17 protein-coding genes and 1 pseudogene are annotated in these 18793 nt (G+C 66.2%); 9 read left to right on the top strand and 9 right to left on the bottom strand.

What is annotated here, in order from left to right:
• The first annotated feature begins 75 nt into the window (after positions 1-75).
• The gene (locus tag ACQP2U_RS34750) at positions 76-462 is read left to right on the top strand and encodes a YchJ family protein (protein ID WP_433711367.1); all 387 of its coding nucleotides are present in this window, start codon (positions 76-78) and stop codon (positions 460-462) included.
• Positions 463-479: 17 nt separating this feature from the next.
• A complete protein-coding gene (locus tag ACQP2U_RS34745; RefSeq protein ID WP_433711366.1) occupies positions 480-755 on the top strand; it encodes a SelT/SelW/SelH family protein in 276 nt (91 codons plus the stop codon).
• 32 nt (positions 756-787) lie between these two features.
• On the opposite strand, the gene ACQP2U_RS34740 is transcribed toward ACQP2U_RS34745, so the two are convergent.
• Entirely contained in the window at positions 788-1006 is a 219-nt protein-coding gene (locus tag ACQP2U_RS34740) for an FmdB family zinc ribbon protein (protein WP_433711364.1), read from the bottom strand.
• A 150-nt stretch (positions 1007-1156) separates the two neighbouring features.
• On the opposite strand from ACQP2U_RS34740, the gene ACQP2U_RS34735 reads away from it, so the two are divergent.
• Positions 1157-2734, top strand: a complete 1578-nt coding sequence (locus tag ACQP2U_RS34735; protein WP_433711363.1) for a carboxylesterase/lipase family protein — start codon at positions 1157-1159, stop codon at positions 2732-2734.
• A 258-nt stretch (positions 2735-2992) separates the two neighbouring features.
• Here the strand turns inward: ACQP2U_RS34735 and ACQP2U_RS34730 are convergent, their stop codons facing one another.
• From ACQP2U_RS34730 to rfbD, 3 genes are all read right to left on the bottom strand, one after another.
• Positions 2993-4072: a sugar phosphate nucleotidyltransferase gene (locus tag ACQP2U_RS34730; RefSeq protein WP_433716677.1), complete on the bottom strand. Its 1080-nt coding sequence runs from the start codon at positions 4070-4072 to the stop codon at positions 2993-2995.
• A gap of 115 nt (positions 4073-4187) precedes the next feature.
• Positions 4188-5084, bottom strand: a complete 897-nt coding sequence (locus tag ACQP2U_RS34725) for a glycosyltransferase family 2 protein (protein ID WP_397036121.1) — start codon at positions 5082-5084, stop codon at positions 4188-4190.
• 91 nt (positions 5085-5175) lie between these two features.
• Complete coding sequence (gene rfbD / locus ACQP2U_RS34720; RefSeq protein WP_433711362.1) at positions 5176-6042, bottom strand: dTDP-4-dehydrorhamnose reductase; 867 nt, start codon at positions 6040-6042, stop codon at positions 5176-5178.
• A 242-nt stretch (positions 6043-6284) separates the two neighbouring features.
• On the opposite strand from rfbD, the gene ACQP2U_RS34715 reads away from it, so the two are divergent.
• The 3 genes from ACQP2U_RS34715 (at position 6285) to ACQP2U_RS34705 (ending at position 9918) form a co-directional block, all read left to right on the top strand.
• A complete protein-coding gene (locus tag ACQP2U_RS34715; RefSeq protein ID WP_433716676.1) occupies positions 6285-7760 on the top strand; it encodes an LCP family protein in 1476 nt (491 codons plus the stop codon).
• A gap of 18 nt (positions 7761-7778) precedes the next feature.
• A complete protein-coding gene (locus ACQP2U_RS34710) occupies positions 7779-8501 on the top strand; it encodes a TIGR03089 family protein (RefSeq protein WP_433711360.1) in 723 nt (240 codons plus the stop codon).
• 103 nt (positions 8502-8604) lie between these two features.
• Positions 8605-9918, top strand: a complete 1314-nt coding sequence (locus ACQP2U_RS34705) for a cytochrome P450 (protein WP_433711358.1) — start codon at positions 8605-8607, stop codon at positions 9916-9918.
• Positions 9919-10042: 124 nt separating this feature from the next.
• Here the strand turns inward: ACQP2U_RS34705 and ACQP2U_RS34700 are convergent, their stop codons facing one another.
• Positions 10043-11053, bottom strand: a complete 1011-nt coding sequence (locus tag ACQP2U_RS34700; RefSeq protein WP_433716675.1) for an NAD(P)/FAD-dependent oxidoreductase — start codon at positions 11051-11053, stop codon at positions 10043-10045.
• A gap of 142 nt (positions 11054-11195) precedes the next feature.
• Between ACQP2U_RS34700 and ACQP2U_RS34695 the strand changes: the two genes are divergently transcribed.
• A complete protein-coding gene (locus ACQP2U_RS34695) occupies positions 11196-11783 on the top strand; it encodes a helix-turn-helix domain-containing protein (protein WP_397036128.1) in 588 nt (195 codons plus the stop codon).
• A gap of 5 nt (positions 11784-11788) precedes the next feature.
• Here the strand turns inward: ACQP2U_RS34695 and ACQP2U_RS34690 are convergent, their stop codons facing one another.
• Positions 11789-12490: a response regulator gene (locus tag ACQP2U_RS34690; protein ID WP_397036130.1), complete on the bottom strand. Its 702-nt coding sequence runs from the start codon at positions 12488-12490 to the stop codon at positions 11789-11791.
• Positions 12487-14160: an ATP-binding protein gene (locus ACQP2U_RS34685; protein WP_433711356.1), complete on the bottom strand. Its 1674-nt coding sequence runs from the start codon at positions 14158-14160 to the stop codon at positions 12487-12489. The genes ACQP2U_RS34690 and ACQP2U_RS34685 overlap by 4 nt, the downstream gene beginning before the upstream one ends.
• A gap of 113 nt (positions 14161-14273) precedes the next feature.
• Between ACQP2U_RS34685 and ACQP2U_RS34680 the strand changes: the two genes are divergently transcribed.
• Complete coding sequence (locus ACQP2U_RS34680) at positions 14274-15662, top strand: cation:dicarboxylate symporter family transporter (RefSeq protein WP_433711355.1); 1389 nt, start codon at positions 14274-14276, stop codon at positions 15660-15662.
• A gap of 186 nt (positions 15663-15848) precedes the next feature.
• On the opposite strand, the pseudogene ACQP2U_RS34675 reads toward ACQP2U_RS34680, so the two are convergent.
• Positions 15849-15965, bottom strand: a pseudogene (locus ACQP2U_RS34675) (DUF4267 domain-containing protein); the annotation flags it as partial.
• Between the two features lie 205 nt (positions 15966-16170).
• Between ACQP2U_RS34675 and ACQP2U_RS34670 the strand changes: the two are divergent.
• Positions 16171-17634 (top strand): phytoene desaturase family protein, encoded by a 1464-nt coding sequence (locus tag ACQP2U_RS34670; protein ID WP_433711354.1) that lies wholly within the window; start codon positions 16171-16173, stop codon positions 17632-17634.
• Positions 17635-17712: 78 nt separating this feature from the next.
• Here the strand turns inward: ACQP2U_RS34670 and ACQP2U_RS34665 are convergent, their stop codons facing one another.
• The gene (locus ACQP2U_RS34665; protein ID WP_433711353.1) at positions 17713-18633 is read right to left on the bottom strand and encodes a cation diffusion facilitator family transporter; all 921 of its coding nucleotides are present in this window, start codon (positions 18631-18633) and stop codon (positions 17713-17715) included.
• Positions 18634-18793 lie beyond the last annotated feature (160 nt).

Genomic DNA, 18793 nt, shown 5'->3' with positions numbered 1-18793 from the left:
ACCAGTGCCACCTGATCTTGATAAGCCCGGCCCCGGTGCACGCGGTGATGTGCGCGATGAGCAAGATTTGGAGGCATGGATCAGTCGCAGCCGTGCCCGTGTAAGCGTGGGGAGCCGTTCGGCGCCTGTTGTGGACCGGTACTGGCAGGGGAGCGGTCCGCGGCGACGGCCGAGGCGCTGATGCGTTCGCGCTACACCGCATTCGCGGTCGGTGATATCGAATATCTACTGCGGTCCTGGCATCCGCGCACCCGACCGAAAACGCTCGAACTGGACCCGGACCAGCGCTGGCTGTTCCTGGAGATCCTGCGCACCGAGCGCGGCGGACCATTCGACGACACCGGCCTCGTGGAATTCATCGCCCACTACAAGACCGATCGACGCGGATCCCTGCACGAGGTCAGCACATTCACCCGCGTGGACGGTGGGTGGGTCTACCTCGACGGCGTCATCGAACCATGACGGGTAGCGTGCCAACCATGCCGCGTATCGCGATCGAATACTGCACCCAATGTCGCTGGTTGCTGCGCGCGAGCTGGATGGCACAGGAACTGTTGAGCACCTTCGCCACCGAACTCGGTGAGGTGGCACTCATCCCCGGCTCGGGCGGTGTCTTCCGCATCACCATCGACGGCGACCAGATCTGGGAGCGCAAGGCGGACGGCGGATTCCCGGATATCGCCGTACTCAAACAGCGCGTGCGCGATCGCGTCGCACCGGAGCGTGACCTCGGCCACGTCGACAAACAGGACTGACCCAACCGAGCCTGATATCGACCACGCCGGATTCAGGAACAGCAGCCGCCACCGCAGCATCCACCACCGGCGGGCCGCGGCGTGGGCGCGGGCACCGCCGCACCCCTGCTGACCGTGCCAAATGTGGTCAGCAGCTTGACTGTGTCATCGTGACCGTTCGGGCAGGCCGCCGGATTCGACGCCTCCGCCATCGGACGGTTGACCTCGAAAGTGTCGCCACAGCTGCGACACCGGAAGCTATAACTCGGCATCGGCCCAGCGTAGCGCCAAGGGTGAGAGCTACATCGCCCTATCCCACTGTCCAACTGGACGTACTCTCGATAAGAGATCGCTAGGTGCTTGGACCCGGCCGGAGCAAACTCACAGCGCACTGTCCGGGTCGTAGGCAGGAGGTGCTGAACATGACCACGCAGTTCGATATCGAACCTGGCTCCGAGGTCGATGACACCGAGCCGGTCGCGGAAACGACCTGGGGCCGCGTGAGTGGACGGTGGGACGGACCGGTCGCGGTGTGGCGCAGCATTCCGTACGCATCCGCTCCGTCGGGTCCGAATCGGTTCCGGCCGCCCCTGCCGCCGCAGCCATGGGATGGCATCCGCGAGTGCACCGCCTTCGGCGAAATCGCCCCGCAGACAATGGGCACTATGGTCCCGGTCGATTCCGATCTGCGGATGGGCGAGGACTGCCTGTGGCTCAATGTGTGGTCCCCGCGCAGTTCCGCCGATACCGGTACGCCACGGCCGGTCCTGGTGTGGTTGCACGGCGGCGCCTACTGCCTCGGCACCGCGGCCCAGGCGATCTACGACGGTCGCAGGCTGGCCGAAGCCGGTGACGTGGTCGTGGTGACGGTCAATTATCGCCTCGGCGCGCTGGGCTTCCTCGACTTGTCCTCGCTCTCGGACGCTTTCACGCCGAATCTCGGTTTGCACGACCAGCTCGCCGCACTCGAGTGGGTCCGCGACAATATCGCCGCATTCGGCGGCGATCCGGGCAATGTGACGCTGTTCGGTGAATCGTCCGGCGCCGGATGCGTGACCGCACTGCTGACCGCACCGCGCGCCGCTGGTCTGTTTCACCAGGCGATCGCGCAAAGCCCGCCCGCGACAACAGTTTTCGGGCAGGCGCGGGCTGCGGCTGTGGCCCAACGCTTTCTGGAGTTGATTGAATTACCGTATTCGCGCGCAAGCGAATTGCTGGAGTGCCCGATCGAACGAATCGTCACCGCGGCGGGCCTACTGCTGGATGAGATTCCGTTGAAGGAGCCGGGCCGACTGGCCGCCGCGCCGGTGGTCGACGGCGATCTGGTCCCGACCTATCCGATCGACCGCTTCCAACACGGCCAGTCGCATCGTGTGCCGCTGATCATCGGCACCAATAAGGACGAAGCATCATTGTTCCGCGTTTTCCGCTCACCGATCATGCCGGTGACCCCGGATGCGGTGAACGTCATGCTGCGCGATGTGGCCGCCAGCCATCCGGATATGTCGCCCGAGCGCATCGCCGAAATCACCTCGGCCTATCCGGATCTCGCGAAGACCCGTGGCGCACTTGCCATGTCCACCGACGCGGCCTTCCGCATGCCCGCACACTGGGTCGCCGACGGCCACGCCCAGCACTCGCCGACCTGGATGTACCGCTTCGACCATGCCACCCCGATGCTGAAGGCCGCCCGCGTCGGCGCGGGTCACGCCACCGAATTGCCTTATGTCTTCGGCAATTTCGGCACCCTGAACCACGATCCGACCTTTTGGCTCGGCGGGCGCAAGGTCGCCATGGAAGTCTCCGGTCGCATGCAACGCCGCTGGCTCGCCTTCGCCACCCACGGCGTCCCGGCGGCCATCGATGGCTCCAAACACTGGCCCCCCTACCGCCCCGACACCCGCACCACCCTTCTCATCGACAATATCGACCGCGTAATCGACGACCCGGACCGCGACCTGCATACTGCCTGGGGCGAACAAGCGGTCGGCTTCAGCTGACGCCCGCGCGCGCCTTCCCGACGCCGAGGGCAGCCGGGTTGGCGGCATGGGGAACGCCGCCTCGGTCTCGGCCGTGACGGCTAGCTCGGCTGCGCTCGCCCACGAGTTGCCCGGTGTGGCATGAGTATGTGGCCGGGCGACCCGCGGGTCACGACTGTCGCACGCACAGTGGTCGAGCTTCCTTGAACCGTGCCTTTCGAACGTGCGACGATAAGGGATTTCACCGCGCGCCCGCCAAATACCTTGTGCGCCTCGAGATCAGACGTCCGTAGAGAAGCGAATTCCGCCGTCTGGGATGTCGACGCCGGGCCAGATGCGGGCGCCGCGCAGTAGTTCGCAGCGGGCGCCGACGTTCGCACCGTCACCGATGACGGCGTCGCGGACGAGGGCGCGGGGACCGATGCGCGCACCGAAGCCGATGATGGAGCGTTCCACGGTGGCGCCCGCTTCGATGCGGGCGCCATCGAAGAGCACCGCGCCGTCGAGGCGAGCGCCAGCGCCGACTTCGGCGCCGCGACCGACCACGGTGCCGCCGATGAGCAGCGCGCCGGGGGCGACGCCAGCACCCTCATGAACCAGCGATTCGCCGCGCTGACCGGGCAGTGCCGGGGAAGGGGCGATGCCGCGGACCAAGTCGGCCGAGCCGCGGACGAAGTCTTCGGGAGTGCCCATATCGCGCCAGTAGGAGGAGTCGACGTGTCCCTGCACGCGGGCGCCCTCGGCGAGCAGCGCTGGGAACACCTCACGCTCCACCGACACCGGCCGCCCCGCCGGAATCTTCTCGATGTATTCGCGCCGGAAGACATAACAACCAGCATTGATCTGATCGGTCGGCGGGTCCTGCGTCTTCTCCAGGAACGCGGTGACCCGGCCCTGCTCATCGGTCGGCACACAGCCGAATGCGCGCGGGTCGCTCACCCGAACCAGATGCAGAGTGACATCCGCGTTCGTGGATTCGTGGGTGTCCAGGATCGCGCCGAGATCGGTGCCTCCGAGCACATCGCCGTTGAACACCATGATGTTGTCGGCGCGCAGTCTGGGCAGCACATTGCGGATGCCGCCGCCGGTGCCGAGCGGTTCGGTCTCGGTGACGTACTCGAGTTCGAGTCCGAGGTCGGCGCCGTCACCGAAGTGTTCCTCGAAGACCTCCGCCTTGAACGAGGTGCCGAGCACGACGTGGGTGATTCCGGCGTCCGCGATGCGGGCGAGCAGATGGGTCAGGAACGGCAGTCCGGCCGTCGGCAGCATCGGCTTGGGCGCCGACAGGGTGAGCGGACGTAACCGCGTGCCCTGGCCGCCGACCAGAATCACGGCGTCGGTGCCTGCATTTCCTGCCATCATGCTCCCTGTTCACAGTGGATCGTGTGCTCGGTGGTGCGCGTCAACACCACAGACACCAGTCTCGGTACCCAGCGACACGGGTTCGGCACCGTTGCGTGCCGAACTCGTGACGTTAGCTCTGGGCTTCCCGTGCCTGTTGACGCAGCGCAGATCGAACCGCAATTCGGGAACGGATCGCAAGTCCGGCCCGCAACGCCAACCGCAACGGCGCCTGCCACCAGTGCGGATGCCGATCGGCCTGGAATCGGTATGCGCTCGCGTGGTGCGCGGGCAGCATCACCTCGGGATGGCGGCCGGCCGCATGCCCCTTGGCGTGGGTCACCTCGGCGTCGGGCACGAAGACGTTGTGCCAACCGGCCCTGCCCATCCGGTCGCCGAAGTCCACGTCCTCCATGTACATGAAGTAGCGCGAGTCGAAGCCGTCGATCGAATCGAAGGCCGCGCGCCGCACCAGCAGGCACGAGCCGGACAGCCAGCCGACGGCCCGCTCGGAGATCTGCTCGTTGTCCTGGCGGTATCGCAGGGTCCACGGGTTGGATGGCCATACCGTGCCGAGAATGGCATGTCCGGCGCCGTCGAGCAGGCCGGGCACCGAGCGTGCGGACGGATAGACGCTGCCGTCGGGCTCGCGCACCATCGGTCCGAGCGCGCCGGCTCGCGGCCAGCGCTTGGCGGCGGCCAGCAGTTTGTCGATGGAATCGGTGCCCCAGCGAATATCCGGGTTGGCGATGACGATGAATTCGACACTCGGATCGATCTCCGCGACCGCCCGGTTGATCGCGCCACCGTAACCGATATTTCCGCCGGTTCGCAGCAGTCGCACGTGTGCGTTGGCCTCGGCCGCCAGCTCCGGGGCACCGTCCACCGAACCGTTGTCGGCCAGGATCACCTGCGGTTTTTCGCTGGTGGCTGCGGCTAGGGTGGTGATGAAGTGCTCGAGGTGCTCGCCGGGTGAATAAGTCACCGTGACGACGACAAGCCCGCCTGGGGCCGCTCCGGAATCACTCACGACCGTGCCTCGCTGACGCTCGGCTCCGTCGTGCGCGATCGCACGTTGTGTTGATGGTTCGCTCGCTGTCGCTCCCTCACGGCCATGCAGCCTACTGTGACAACCCCGCAAGCGCGTCCCCGAGTGCGACCTCCCATGGCCGCAATGGCGTAAGTCCGGCATCGGCCCAGGAACGGTTGGACATCACCGAATATGCCGGGCGCCGTGCGGGTCTCGGAAATGCGGTCGAGTCACACGCGCGCACCCGGGTCGGATCCGCGCCGACTCCGGCGAATATCGCCCGCGCGAATTCGAACCAGCTGACCTGGCCGGAATTAGTGGCGTGCAGCACTCGCGGCGCATCCGGTCGACCCGTCAACTGCAGCAGTCCGGCGGCCAGATCGGCGGCGTATGTGGGCGAGCCGAGCTGGTCGTCGACCACGTCGAGGGTGTCGCGTTCGCGTTCCAGCCGCAGCATGGTCGCGACGAAATCGCTTCCGCGCCCGGTGTATACCCACGCCGTGCGCACCACATGCGCGTGCGGCGCGGTTTCCAGCACGGCCTGTTCACCTGCCAATTTCGATCGGCCGTATACGGTGGTGGGTTCGGTCGGGTCGTCGGTGTCGTACGGCTCGGTGTGGGTACCCGCGAACACATAGTCGGTCGAAATATGGATCAATCGGGCGTCCAGCCTCGCGCAGGCGGCGGCGAGTACGGCCGGTCCGGTCGCATTGACCGCGAAGGCGGCCTCGGGATCGGATTCGGCCTGGTCGACGGCGGTATAGGCGGCGCAGTTCAGCACGACATCACCCGGTTCGAGTTCGGCGCGCACCGCGGCTGCGTCCGTGATGTCCAATTCGTCGCGACTGAAGGCGTGGGCGTCGGGTGCGCGGCGCAGCAGTTCGCGACCCAGCTGCCCACCCGCTCCGGTTACGACGAGGCGCGCGGCTACGGTCGAGGAGGGCGATATCGCGGTCACGGGCACGAGTCTGGCACGCCGTGGCACCTGCGGTTGAGGTCCGCCGCGGTAGCCGTCGGTTAGCCTCGGGACAACGGAGACGGGGGCCACCGGAGGCGGGGCGGTCGAGTCAGCGACGCGTCGGCTTCGACGAAACCGGCGCCGCACAGTCGGAATCAGCTGGGAGCGCGCGGGCAAGCGCAGCATGGTGCTTGGGCAGGATGCTCGGTTTTTGGCGAGAGGATGCAGTGGTGCCGCAGAAGATGAGGGCGACAGCGTCGTCGCGACTGTCCGAAGGCGGAAGCGGCTTGGGTCCGCTGCGCGCGTTCGTCGCGGTCGGGGCGGTGCTGGTCCTACTCATCACCGGATTCGGCTGGCACAGCGTGGACGCGCTGATCTCGAATATCGAACGTATCGGCGGCCTCGGCCTCGGCGGTGGCAGCGACGGCGCCGTCGACATACTGCTGGTCGGTGTGGACAGCCGCACCGACGCGCACGGTAATCCGCTCAGCAGCAACGAGCGCGCAATGTTGCACGCGGGCGATGAGGTCGGCACCAATACCGACACCATCGTGCTGGTACGTGTCCCGAACGACGGCCGCTCCGCCACCGCCATCTCGATTCCGCGCGACTCCTATGTCGACATTCCGGGCATGGGCAACGGCAAGATCAACTCGGCGTATGGTTCGACCAAGGAGGCCCAGCGGCTGAAGCTCATCAACCAGGGCGTTTCGGAGGCCGACGCGGATAAGCAATCCACCCAGGCGGGGCGCCAGGCGCTGATCAAGACCGTGGCCAATCTCACCGGCATTACCGTCGACCACTACGCCGAGGTCAGTTTGCTCGGCTTCGTGCTGCTCACCGATGCGGTCGGCGGTGTCGATGTGTGCCTGAACAATCCCGTGGACGAATGGATGTCCGGCGCCGATTTCCGGGCCGGTCGCCAGCAGCTCGACGGGCCACAGGCGTTGAGTTTCGTGCGCCAGCGCCACGATCTGCCACGCGGCGACCTGGACCGGATCGTGCGCCAGCAGGTCTTCATGGCGCAGTTGGTCGGCCAGGCGCTCAGTGCCAAGACGCTGAGCAATCCGGGCAAGTTGCAGAACCTCAGCGATGCGGTCGGGCGCACCGTGGTGCTGGACGACGATTGGGATGTGTTGGCGTTTCTGCAACAGCTGAAGGATCTTTCGGGTGGTCAGGTCAGTTTCGAGACGATTCCGGTCGCCGATCTCAACGACACGACCAGCGACGGCGAATCCGTCGTGCGGGTGGATCCGAAGGCGGTCAAGTCGTATGTGGCGTCGCTGGTCGACGGCAAGTCCGACGATCATGCCGAGCCGACCATCGATCCGGCCTCGGTGAGCGTCAGCGTGTTCAATGCGAGCGGAATCGGCGGGCTTGCGGGACAGGTGGCACAGGTGTTGACGGCCAAGGGTTTCCAGGAGGGATTGGTCGGCAACTACACCGGGCCCAGCGTCACCAGCAGTCGAGTCCTTGCGATGGACGCCTCGAATCCGAAGGTCAAGGCGGTCGCACAGGCGCTCGGCGGGCTGACGGTCATCGCCGACAGCACGTTGTCCCCGGATTCGGTCAGCGTCGTGCTGGCAAGCGACTATTCTGGTCCGGGCTCGACCGCGGGCAGCATGTTCGACTTCTCCGGAACGTCGAGCACCGCGACGCCCGTGCCACCGGCTCCACCGATCGACGCAGGCCAGAACGGACCGAAATGCGTGAATTGACCATGCGTGTATTGACCGATGCGTGACCACGACCAGGTACTGACACTCACCGAGGCGGTGCTGGATCCGATCCTCGAGCGCGATCCGGCAGGTCCGCGCGTCACCTACTACGACGATGCGACCGGCGCCCGGATCGAACTCTCCGGGCTGACCCTGGCGAACTGGGCGGCCAAGACCGGCAACCTGATCCGCGACGAGTTCGGGCTCAGCCCGGGTGCGCGCGTCGCGGTGCTGCTGCCCGCGCACTGGCAGACCGCCGCGGTGTTGCTCGGCTGTTGGTGGGCCGGGATCGAGGTGGTGCTCGGGCCCGATCCGGATGCCGATCTGGCGCTGGCGACCACCGAACGGTTGGCCGAGACCGACGGAATTCCGGAGGCCGCAGCGCTGTCCTTGGATGCCTTCGGCATGCCGGTGCGTGATCTGCCGATCGGCGTCACCGATTTCGCCACCTCCGTGCGGGTGCACGGGGACCAGTTCATGCCGCGCGGCGCCGGGGTGGCACTGGACGGCATGCCGGTCTCCGAGGTACTGGCCGAGGCCAGGAAATCCGCTGTGCTACAAGGGTTTTCCGAGGGCGACCGGGTGCTGTCGAGCACGTCCTGGGATACCCCGGCCGAGCTGATCGACGGGTTCGTTTCGGTGCTCGTCGCGGGGGCCTCGCTGGTGCAGGTGGTGAATCCGGATCCGGCACTGCGCGAGCGGCGCATCGAATCCGAGCGGGTCACCGCGCAGCGCGGCTGAGCTCCTACCCTGGTATAGGTCGGCGTCCGACCTTGGGACGTTCCACTCTGCCCGGGCAGTCCGTACGGTGGAATTGTCGCGCAACGATGGGGTTGGTGAAGTGATGAAGCCGCAGTATTGGTTCCGGTGGTTATCGGTGCAGGGTGCGCCGCGCTTGGCTCTGCGCACCCAGGCCCGGCGCGGCGATCCGTTCGCCCAACTCATGGGCGGACCAGACGGTCTCGCCGACCCCTACCCGCTGATCGAGCGGCTGCGCGGACGGGGTCGGGTGCAGCGCACCTCGATCGCGTGGGCGAGCTTCGATTACGATCTGTGCCGAGCGGTGCTGCGGGACAACCGATTCGGTGTTCGCACCACCGACACCTTCAATATCCCGAAGCCGCTGCAGTTGCTCGCCAAGCGACTTCCCTTGCCGCCCAACCCGGTCGAGCCACCGTCCATGCTGGTCATCGACCCGCCGGAGCATACGCGGATGCGAAAGCCGGTCGCCGCGGCCTTCACCCCGCGCGCGATCGGGCGATTGCGCGAACGGGTCGAGACGGTCACCGAGGAACTGCTCGGTGCGCTGCCCTCGGGCGGTTCGGCCGATCTGATCGAGTCGTACGCCGCGCAGGTGCCGATCGCCATCATCTCGGAAATGCTCGGCTTCCCGGAAAAGGACCGAAAGTTATTCCTGGGCTGGGGCGATCGGATGACACCGCTGCTCGATGTCGGGATTTCCTGGCGAGCATTCCGGCGTGCGCTCGGCTCGATGGAGGTGATGAACGATTACCTCGACGGACATATCGCTCGGCTGCGCCGCGAACCGGGCGACGATATTCTCAGCAGTCTGGTCACCGCGGATGAACTGGACGATTTCGCCTTGAAGGCGACCGCGAGTCTGTTGATGGGCGCGGGGTTCGAGACCACGGTCAACCTGATCGGCAACGGTGTCGCGCAATTGGTCACCCATCCGGAACAATTGGATCGATTGCGGGCCGAACCCTCTCTCTGGCCGAATGCGGTCGAAGAGGTGCTGCGCATCGATGCGCCGGTGCAGACGACGGCGCGAATCGCACGGACCGACGTGGAACTCGAGGGTGTGCAGTTGCACAAGGGACATACCGTGGTGTTGTCACTGGCAGGCGCGAACCGCGATCCAGCGGTCTTCGAGGATCCGGATGTCTTCGATGTCGGACGTTCGAATGCCAAGGAGCACTTGACGTTCAGCAGTGGCATCCATGCCTGCCTCGGCGCGAGCCTGGCCAGAATGGAAGCCACCTACGCGCTGCAATCATTGTTCGAGCGGTTCCCGGACCTGCGACTGGATGGGACACCGCAACGGCGAAAACTGTTCACGCTGCACGGATATGAGCGGATGCCGGTTCGGCTCGGTCGCCGGGCCAGCAGCCCGGCTCCCGAGCCGACGACGGTCTGAGTGCCCTGCGCAGTCGCGCTTCGGGCATAGTGAAATGGTGGTACCGCAGCCGATCGGAGCCGCTATCTCACTGCCTCGTCGACTCGACGGCATTGCCAGGCGACTCGGCTGCGGTGTGGCCGCATCAGATGCCGTGCCGCCGGTCGCCCATCACCTCCTCGCACAGCCGCGCTTCGGTCGCGGCTGAGAAGCAAGCGCGCAGACCGGCGACAGCTTTCGCGGTCTCTTCGGCGACAAAATCGGCGTTGATCTGGGCTGCTGCGGCTGCGCCCGCTGCCGCGGCCGCGCCGACCTGGGCCGTCATATCGGTGACATTGCCCGCGGCCCAGATGCCGGGCACATCGGTTCGGCCAGTGGCATCGGTGGGAATGTATTCGCCGACGCCAGCCGGGTGTTGGGTGGGTCGCAGGTCGAGTGCTTCGAGGAAGTTCGCTCGGGCGACCATCCGGGAGCCGACCACCGCGACCTCGCGAGGGACTACGGTGCCGTCGCTCAACCGCACTCCCGCGAGTCGGTCGTCGACGATCTCGAGTGCGGTTACTGCACCATGCACCACAGGAATACCCCGGGCGTTCAACTCCTCGGACTGTTCGGCCGTCAATGCCATGGTGTGCGAGAAGTAGGTGACATCCGCGCTGAGCTGACGGAACAGCAGTGCTTGGTGCACCGCCATCGGGCCGGTACCGAGGACACCGATGGCCTGGTCGCGGGCCTCCCACCCGTGGCAGTACGGGCAGTGGATCACATCGCGGCCCCAACGCTGCCGCAGTCCCGCGATCTCGGGCAGCTCATCGACCAGCCCGGTGGTCACCAAGAGCCGACGCGCGCGTACCGACCTGTCACCGAGGCACACCGCGAAACCGTCGGCATCCCGCGCGACCGTGATGACCTCGCCGTTCACCACATGCCCGCCATAACCCCTGACCTCGGCTCGACCGCGTTCCAGTAACTCGCCCGGCGGCGTTCCGTCCCGGGCGAGCAGTCCGTGCACCCCCTCGGCCGGAGCGTTACGCGGTCGTCCCGCATCGATGACAACCACCGACCGACGCATCCTGGCCAGGATCAGCGCACCGCTCAATCCGGCCGCGCCACCCCCGATCACCACCACGTCATAGCCGTCCTTCAGATCGGTCACAGCTTCGCCTCGCTGGCGCTCGGCTCCGCTGCGACCGTTGGTGCTGTATTGCTCGGTCACGTGACCACCTCCTCGAAGACGACCATGCAGGAGAGTCGGCGATAATGGCAAACAACCTTGCCGATATGGCAAACTGGGTGGCATGGACAACGACCTCGGCCGAGCACTCGACGCGGTCGGACCTCGGTTACGCACGCTGCGCCGCCAGCGCGAAACAACACTGGCCGACCTCTCGACGGAAACCGGTATCTCGGTGAGCACCCTGTCGCGCCTGGAATCCGGAGACCGCCGCCCAACCCTCGAACTGTTGCTGCCGCTGGCCAAGGCGCACGGGGTCACCCTCGACGAACTCGTCGACGCCCCGCCCACCGGCGATCCGCGCATCCATCTGCGCCCGACCACCCGCCACGGCATGACCTACTTGCCGCTGACCCGCCGAGCGGGCGGCATCCAGGCCTACAAACTGGTCATCCCCCCGAACATCCGCCGCGAGCCCGACCCACGAACCCACGAGGGCTATGAATGGCTCTATGTCCTCAATGGCCGCCTCCGCCTGATCCTCGGCGAACACGACGTAATCCTCACTCCAGGCGAAGCCGCCGAATTCGACACCCGCGTCCCGCACTGGTTCGGCACCGCCGCCCCCGAACCCGTCGAATTCCTCAGTCTCTTCGGCAAACAAGGTGAACGCGCCCACCTGCGCACCACCCCCAAAGCCCGCCCTGAGTAAGAAATTTATTCTGCGCGGGGTTTCCAGATGTAGCGGGTTTTGGGGCGGCCGGCTCGGCCGTAGTCGGATTTGCGGTCTACCAGGCCGTCTTCGGCGAGCTTTTCCAAGTACCGCCAAGCCGTGATGCGTGAGACACCGACGGTGCTGGCCGTGTCGGCGGCGGTGAGGCCGCCGGGGGCGTCGCGGACGGTGCGCGAGATCTCGTCCAGAGTGTGGGGGGCAACGCCTTTGGGGGCGGTGGCGCGTTGGTCGGAGGTGCGTAGGGCGCTGAGGGCGCGGTCGATATCGTGTTGGGAGATGGCGGTTTCGCCCGCGGGCAGGGCGGTGCGGAATTCGCGGTAGCGCTCGAGTTTGTCGCGGAAGGCGGCGAAGGTGAATGGTTTCAGCAGGTAGAGGACCACGCCGTAGGAGACGGCGGTGCGCACCATGGCCAGGTCGCGGGCGGAGGTGATGGCAATGACGTCCGGCCGGGGGGCGAGCCCGGTCAGCGCGGCGGCCACATCCAGGCCACTGGCATCGGGAAGCCCGATATCCATGAGGACCAAGTCGATCGGCGCATTCTCGGCGGCCGCATCGGCGGCGGCGCGCATGGCCTCACGACCGGTGTGCGCGACCGCGACCGCGCTGAAGCCCGGAATCCGTTCGACGTAGGCGCGGTGCGCCTCGGCGATCAATGGCTCGTCCTCGACGATCAACACTCGGATCATCGCGCATCCTTTCGTGGGATCGTCACGGTCACGGCACTTTCCGGATCGCGTTCGGTGCCGATCATGCCGCCGTGCCGATCGACCAGGCGGTGGACCAGTGCCAGCCCGAGGCCCTGATGGTCGGCCTTGGTGGAGTAGCCGCGTTCGGCGGCACGGGCGAAGGCTTCGGCCGACATGCCGGGTCCGCTATCCGCGACGCGCACATACAGTGCCGAATCGTGCACCGGTCGCACCGAATCGAGTACCGTCGTCAACTCTATGGCCGGTGCCGGCGCAGGATCCCCGGCGGCAGACGAATCCTGTTGATGCACAGTAACTTCCACCCATCCAGCGGCACCGTCGGTAGCCGCATCGATGGCATTGTCGATCAGATTGCCGACCAGCGTCACCGTCTCCTGCGCGGACAGCGGCGTGGTCGAGTCGAGCGCCGTATCCTCGGTGATCGTCAACTCGATGCCGCGCTCGGCCGCCTGGTTCACCTTGCCGAGCAGCAGTGCAGCAAGAGCCGGATCGCCCACCGAGGTGAGCAGCCGATCGATTAGGGCTTGGGACAGTTGGAGTTCCGCGGTCGCGAACTCCACTGCCTCTCGATAGCGCCCCAACTCCACCATGGTGATCACGGTGTGCAACCGGTTGGCCGATTCGTGCGCCTGTGCGCGCAGCGATTCCGCGAAACCGCGCACCGAATCGAGTTCGCCCATCACGGTGCGCAATTCGGTGTGGTCGCGAATGGTGATCACGGTGCCGATCGGCCGCCGCTCCCAGGTGACGACATCTTGATTGACCAGCAGAATTCGGTCCGTGGTCACATGCATCTCGTCGCGGACCACGCCCCAACTCATCCGCTGCATCGAAATCGGCAGATCCGCACGTGAGACGGGCCCATCGGGCAGATCCAGTAGCCTGCGCGCCTCATCGTTGACGACCTCCGCGCCATCGCCATTCGGACCGAACACCACGAGCCCCTCGTGGATCGAATGCAGTACCGCATCGTGCTGTTCGTACAGCGTGCGTAGCTCATCCGGCGCGAGACCGTGCGTCTGGCGACGAATCCGGCGACTCAACAGAAACGAACCCGCCGCCGCTACCAGTAGACCTGCCGCGGCCACGCCGAGAATCAACGGCAATTGCGTACCGACCTGAGCGCCGATCCGCGCCCGCGTCACACCCGCCGAGACCAATGCGACGATGCGCCCGTCGTCATAGACCGGTGTGACCGCCCGAATGGAGGGCCCGAGCGTTCCGGTATACGTCTCGGTGAATGTTTCCCCCGCCAGTGCCCGATCGATATTGCCGCTGAACGGTTGCCCGATGAGTGCGGGTGTGGTGTGGGTGTAGCGGGTCCGATCCGTCGCCATCACCACGATGAAGTCCATCCCGGTCGCCATGCGGGTCCGTTCGGTCACCGGTTGCAGCAGGGCGGTGGGGTCGGCGGTGCGCAGCGCTTCGCTGGTGGAGGGTGCGTTTGCGATGGTCATCGCGACATCGGTGACCTCGCGCGTGGTCGTGACATCGCTGTGGTGCCTGGTGTCCAGTACGGCTAGAACGGCGCCGATTCCGATGACCAGGCCGAGTACCACGAGCTGGAGCACGAAGGCCTGCCCGGCCAGCGATAGCCGACCGCGTCCCCCGTGTTTCTCACCGCGCAACACTTTCTTCCCTCGTGCCATTTTGAACGTAATGCACCAAAGCGTGACCGCCATCACCTCTAGCAGCCAACATTGTGCACGTGAGGGCGTGAGCCACCTCACGCCGGTACCACTTGAAGGGGACTTCACCCACCATGAGCGATAGCAGCGACCGAACAACGGTCACCGCCGAAACAACACAGCGGCCGGTGCCACGCGACCGCACCCATTGGCTTTATCTGGCCGTCATCGTCGCCGTCATCGCGGGAATTCTGGTCGGTTGGCAGGCCCCCGAATTCGGTCAGGATGTCGGCCCGCTCGGCACTATGTTCGTCAATCTGATCAAGATGATGATCGCGCCGGTCATCTTCTGCACCATCGTGCTCGGCATCGGCTCGGTGCGCTCGGCCGCCAATGTCGGCAAGGTCGGCGGACTCGCGCTCGGATACTTCCTGGTCATGTCGACCGTCGCGCTCGGCATCGGCATGGTCGTCGGCAACCTGCTGGAGCCGGGCTCCGGCATGAATATCGCCAAGACAGCCAAACAAGGCGCGAAGCTGGCCGATCAGGCGCATGCCGCGGGAGGCACCTGGGATTTCATCCAGGGCATCATTCCGACCACACTGCTGTCCTCGTTGACCACCGGCAGCGTGTTGCAGGCACTGTTCATCGCGCTCCTCGTCGGGTTCGCGCTGCAGGCGATGGGAAAGACGGGTGAACCGATTCTGCGCGGTGTCGCATCGCTGCAGAAACTGGTGTTCCGGATTCTGTCGATGATTCTGTGGCTGGCCCCGATCGGTGCGTTCGGCGCGATCGCGAATGTGGTCGGCAAGACCGGACTCGATGCGGTCAAGCAACTCGCACTGTTGATGATCGCGTTCTATCTGACCTGCCTGGTGTTCATCTTCGGCGTGCTCGGCGTGCTGCTGTGGGGCGTCTCGCGGGTGTCGGTCTTCAAGCTGGTCCGCTACCTGGCTCGGGAATACCTGCTGATCCTGGGCACTTCCTCCTCGGAGTCCGCACTGCCGCGGCTGATCGCCAAGATGGAGCACCTCGGTGTCGAACGGACCACCGTCGGTGTCGTTGTGCCGACCGGATATTCGTTCAACCTGGACGGCACCGCCATCTACCTGACCATGGCGTCGCTGTTCATCGCCGACGCGATGGGCAAACCGCTCGGCATCGGGGAACAGGTCGGCCTGCTGTTGTTCATGATCGTCGCCTCCAAGGGCGCGGCCGGTGTCACCGGTGCTGGTCTGGCCACGTTGGCGGGCGGCTTGCAGAGCCATCGTCCCGAACTGCTCGACGGCGTCGGCCTCATCGTCGGCATCGACCGTTTCATGTCCGAAGCCCGCGCGCTGACCAACTTCTCGGGCAATGCGATCGCTACGGTGCTGGTCGGTACCTGGACCAAGACCATCGATGTGGACCGGGTCCACACGGTCCTCGATCGCAAACTGCCCTTCGACGAGCGGACCATGGTCGACGATGACCACGGCTCGCAGCCGCAGCAGGACGACACCAAGGATCTGGTTCCGGCCTAGCTGTACCCGTATAACGAAGGGGCCCGCAGGATCTGCGGGCCCCTCCGTGGCGTCGGTGGGTCGCGTTCGGCCCACTCCTCCGTGCTGGGCGATCGCGGTGGCGTGGCCGTGGCGCTCGGGGGGCAGCCCGTGGATGCCGGATGCGGCCGCGGTGGAACCGTCCGAGCTGAGCACGGTGAGCATGTCGCCTATCGGGATCAGCGCGATGATCAGGGTGACGATGCCGAGGGCGTAGCACTGCTCGGTGGCGAGCAATACCAGATCAGCCCCGGAGACGGTATCCCGACCGCCCTCGAGATTCATGAACGCGACCGCGTCACCCGCCGGTCATTCCGGCAGCCCGAATCCGGTGGCAATGGTTTCCGGGTCACCAGGTAGCTGATGCCGATGCAGAGGATGAAGGCGGCACCCGCCATTCGCGACCTCAGGGAGCGAATCGGTGATCGATACCTCTCGATACCTCGCAGGGATGACGGCACCGCCCGGGTCGGCCCGGCAGAATCGAGGTATGCCCGATGTCGTCGTGGTCGGTTCCGGTCCCAACGGTCTCGCCGCGGCGGTGATCCTGGCCCGTGCCGGTCTCACCGTCGAGGTGTACGAGGCGCAGCCCACAGCGGGTGGTGGCAGTCGCACCGCTGAGCTGACGCTGCCCGGATATCGACACGATGTCTGCGCCGGTGCGCATCCGATGGCCTTGGCGTCGCCGTTCTTTCGCGCCTTCGACCTAGCCGCGCACGGTGTCGAACTGCTCGCGCCCGAGGTGTCCTACGCGCATCCGCTCGACGGTGGCACGGCCGGACTGGCATGGCGCGATCTGGACCGCACCGCCGCCGGTCTCGGCCGCGACGGCGCCGCATGGCGCGCGCTCTTCGAACCGATGGTCCGACAGTGGCAGCAGGTCGTGGATCTCGCGATGTCGGATCTGCGCCGCCCGCCCGCGGATTTGCTGACCGGACTGCGCTTCGGACTGCGCGTGCTCGAACAGGGATCGCCACTGTGGAACCTGCGATTTCGCGAGCAGACGGCACCGGCACTACTGACCGGCGTCGCCACCCATGCGATCACACCGCCACGCGCCATCCCCGCGGCCGGGGCAGGCATGCTGCTCGCGACACTCGCCCACGCCGGAGGTTGGGTGCTGCCACGCGGCGGGAGTCAGGCCATCGCGGACGCACTGATCACCGAACTCGAACGGCTCGGCGGCAAGCTCGTCACCGGACACCGCGTCGAATCGCTGGACGAATTCGGCGGGGCGCGTGCGATTGTGCTGGACACCGCGCCCGCCGAACTGCTGCGCATGGCGGGGGACCGGCTGCCGCAGCATTACGCGAACGGGTTGCGCCGCTTCCGTTATGGCGGCGCGGCCTGCAAGGTCGACTTCGCGCTGTCCGGTCCGGTGCCGTGGGAGGCACCGGGCTGCGAACTCGCCGGGACACTGCATCTGGTCGGCACTCGCGCCGAGGCAATGGCTGTCGAAAAGACCGTCGCCGCAGGCCAACACGCCGATCGTCCGTATGTCCTCGCCATCCAGCCTGGCGTGGTCGACCCGACGCGTGCGCCAGCGGGTGGCCACACGCTCTATACCTACGCGCACGTTCCGAACGGGTCCACCCGCGATATGAGCGCCGCCGTCATCGCCCAGGTGGAACGCTTCGCCCCGGGCTTCACCGACCTGATCCTGGCCGAGAACGTCGTCACCGGCGCCGAAATGCCGACGCACAATGCCAACTACATCGGCGGCGACATCTCCGCGGGCGCGATGACCCTGCGCCAGTTCGTCTTCCGCCCGGCCCCCCGCTGGAATCCTTACGCCACACCGCTACCCGGCGTCTACCTCTGCTCCGCCTCGACCCCGCCCGGCCCCGGTGTCCACGGCATGTCCGGTTCGAATGCCGCGCGGCACGTGCTGCGCACGGAGTTCGGCATCCACACCAACCCATTGGATCTGCTGCGCACACCGAGTCACCCCTGAGCGTGCACTATCGCAAGAGTCCCTGGATCAGGCCGCAGCCAGACCGGATTGCGTGGCAGGACACGCGAGCGAGCCGACTCAGGCCCGCGGCGTCCGGTACAGGTCGGGTTCCAGATACATCACCCGTGCGGCAGGCACGGCCGCCCGCACCCTGGCCTCCGCGTCATCGATGGCCGCGGCGATATCGTCGATATCCAGATCCGGCACGATCGAGATCTTGGCCGCTACCAGGATCTCCTCCGGCCCGAGATACTGCGTCTTGAGATGGATCACGCGATCGATGCGCTTGCCGTCGACCAGGTTGGCGCGAATCGCCTTATCCTCCTCCGGCGTCGCGCCCTCACCGATCAGCAGGCTCTGCATCTCCACGATCAGGATCACCGCGATAACGCCGAGCAGTGCGCCGATGGCCAGGGTGCCGATGCCGTCCCAGACCGGATCATCGGTGAGCATGGTCAGCCCAACGGCTGCGAATGCGAAGACCAGACCCACCAGCGCGCCGGTGTCCTCCAGCAGCACCACCGGCAGTTCCGGACTGCGCGAATTGCGGATGAACCGCCACCAACTCGAATTGCCCTTGAGCGGGATGGATTCCCGCATCGCCGTCACGAAGCTGAAGCCTTCCAGGCAGATCGCGAGGAACAGGATGACGATCGCGACTATCGGATTGGTCAGCTCCTCCGGATGCTGAATCTTGTGGATGCCCTCGTAGATGGCGTAGATCGAGCCGAGTGTGAACAGCACAAGCGCCACGATGAACGAGTAGAAGTAGCGATTGCGCCCGTATCCGAACGGGTGCAGTTCATCGGCATCCTGCGCGGCCCGGCGCTGACCGAGCAGCAGCAGCCCCTGGTTGGCGGTGTCCGCGACCGAGTGCACCGCCTCGGCCAGCATTGATCCCGAACCGGTGATGAACGCGCCGACGAACTTCGCCGCCGCGATCCCCGCATTCGCCGACAATGCGGCGATAATCGCCTTCTTGCCACCACCAGCCGACATGTAGGTACTTCCTCCTGTATCTTTGGCCGCGCCTTCGGCGCGGCGTGTTCGCGGCCCCCTGGTGTCTCGCGTCCGAGCCGTCGAGACTCGCGACTTCGTCGCATGCGCTTCGACGGCTCGGACGCGAGACGGGCCGCGAACTCCTCGCTCGTAAGACTCG

The organism is Nocardia sp. CA-084685 (assembly GCF_050955785.1).
Classification (GTDB): Bacteria; Actinomycetota; Actinomycetes; order Mycobacteriales; family Mycobacteriaceae; genus Nocardia.
The sequence above is the reverse complement of the archived record's forward strand: the minus strand, read 5'-3'. Positions and strand labels throughout refer to the sequence as shown.

What these genes read in the sequence shown, in the direction of transcription:
- ACQP2U_RS34750 (WP_433711367.1), top strand. Translation starts at nt 76, where the DNA reads ATGGATCAGTCGCAGCCGTGCCCGTGTAAGCGTGGGGAGCCGTTCGGC.
- ACQP2U_RS34745 (WP_433711366.1), top strand. Translation starts at nt 480, where the DNA reads ATGCCGCGTATCGCGATCGAATACTGCACCCAATGTCGCTGGTTGCTG.
- ACQP2U_RS34740 (WP_433711364.1), bottom strand. Translation starts at nt 1,006, where the DNA reads ATGCCGAGTTATAGCTTCCGGTGTCGCAGCTGTGGCGACACTTTCGAG.
- ACQP2U_RS34735 (WP_433711363.1), top strand. Translation starts at nt 1,157, where the DNA reads ATGACCACGCAGTTCGATATCGAACCTGGCTCCGAGGTCGATGACACC.
- ACQP2U_RS34730 (WP_433716677.1), bottom strand. Translation starts at nt 4,072, where the DNA reads ATGGCAGGAAATGCAGGCACCGACGCCGTGATTCTGGTCGGCGGCCAG.
- ACQP2U_RS34715 (WP_433716676.1), top strand. Translation starts at nt 6,285, where the DNA reads ATGAGGGCGACAGCGTCGTCGCGACTGTCCGAAGGCGGAAGCGGCTTG.
- ACQP2U_RS34710 (WP_433711360.1), top strand. Translation starts at nt 7,779, where the DNA reads ATGCGTGACCACGACCAGGTACTGACACTCACCGAGGCGGTGCTGGAT.
- ACQP2U_RS34705 (WP_433711358.1), top strand. Translation starts at nt 8,605, where the DNA reads ATGAAGCCGCAGTATTGGTTCCGGTGGTTATCGGTGCAGGGTGCGCCG.
- ACQP2U_RS34695 (WP_397036128.1), top strand. Translation starts at nt 11,196, where the DNA reads ATGGACAACGACCTCGGCCGAGCACTCGACGCGGTCGGACCTCGGTTA.
- ACQP2U_RS34690 (WP_397036130.1), bottom strand. Translation starts at nt 12,490, where the DNA reads ATGATCCGAGTGTTGATCGTCGAGGACGAGCCATTGATCGCCGAGGCG.
- ACQP2U_RS34685 (WP_433711356.1), bottom strand. Translation starts at nt 14,160, where the DNA reads ATGGCACGAGGGAAGAAAGTGTTGCGCGGTGAGAAACACGGGGGACGC.
- ACQP2U_RS34680 (WP_433711355.1), top strand. Translation starts at nt 14,274, where the DNA reads ATGAGCGATAGCAGCGACCGAACAACGGTCACCGCCGAAACAACACAG.
- ACQP2U_RS34670 (WP_433711354.1), top strand. Translation starts at nt 16,171, where the DNA reads ATGCCCGATGTCGTCGTGGTCGGTTCCGGTCCCAACGGTCTCGCCGCG.
- ACQP2U_RS34665 (WP_433711353.1), bottom strand. Translation starts at nt 18,633, where the DNA reads ATGTCGGCTGGTGGTGGCAAGAAGGCGATTATCGCCGCATTGTCGGCG.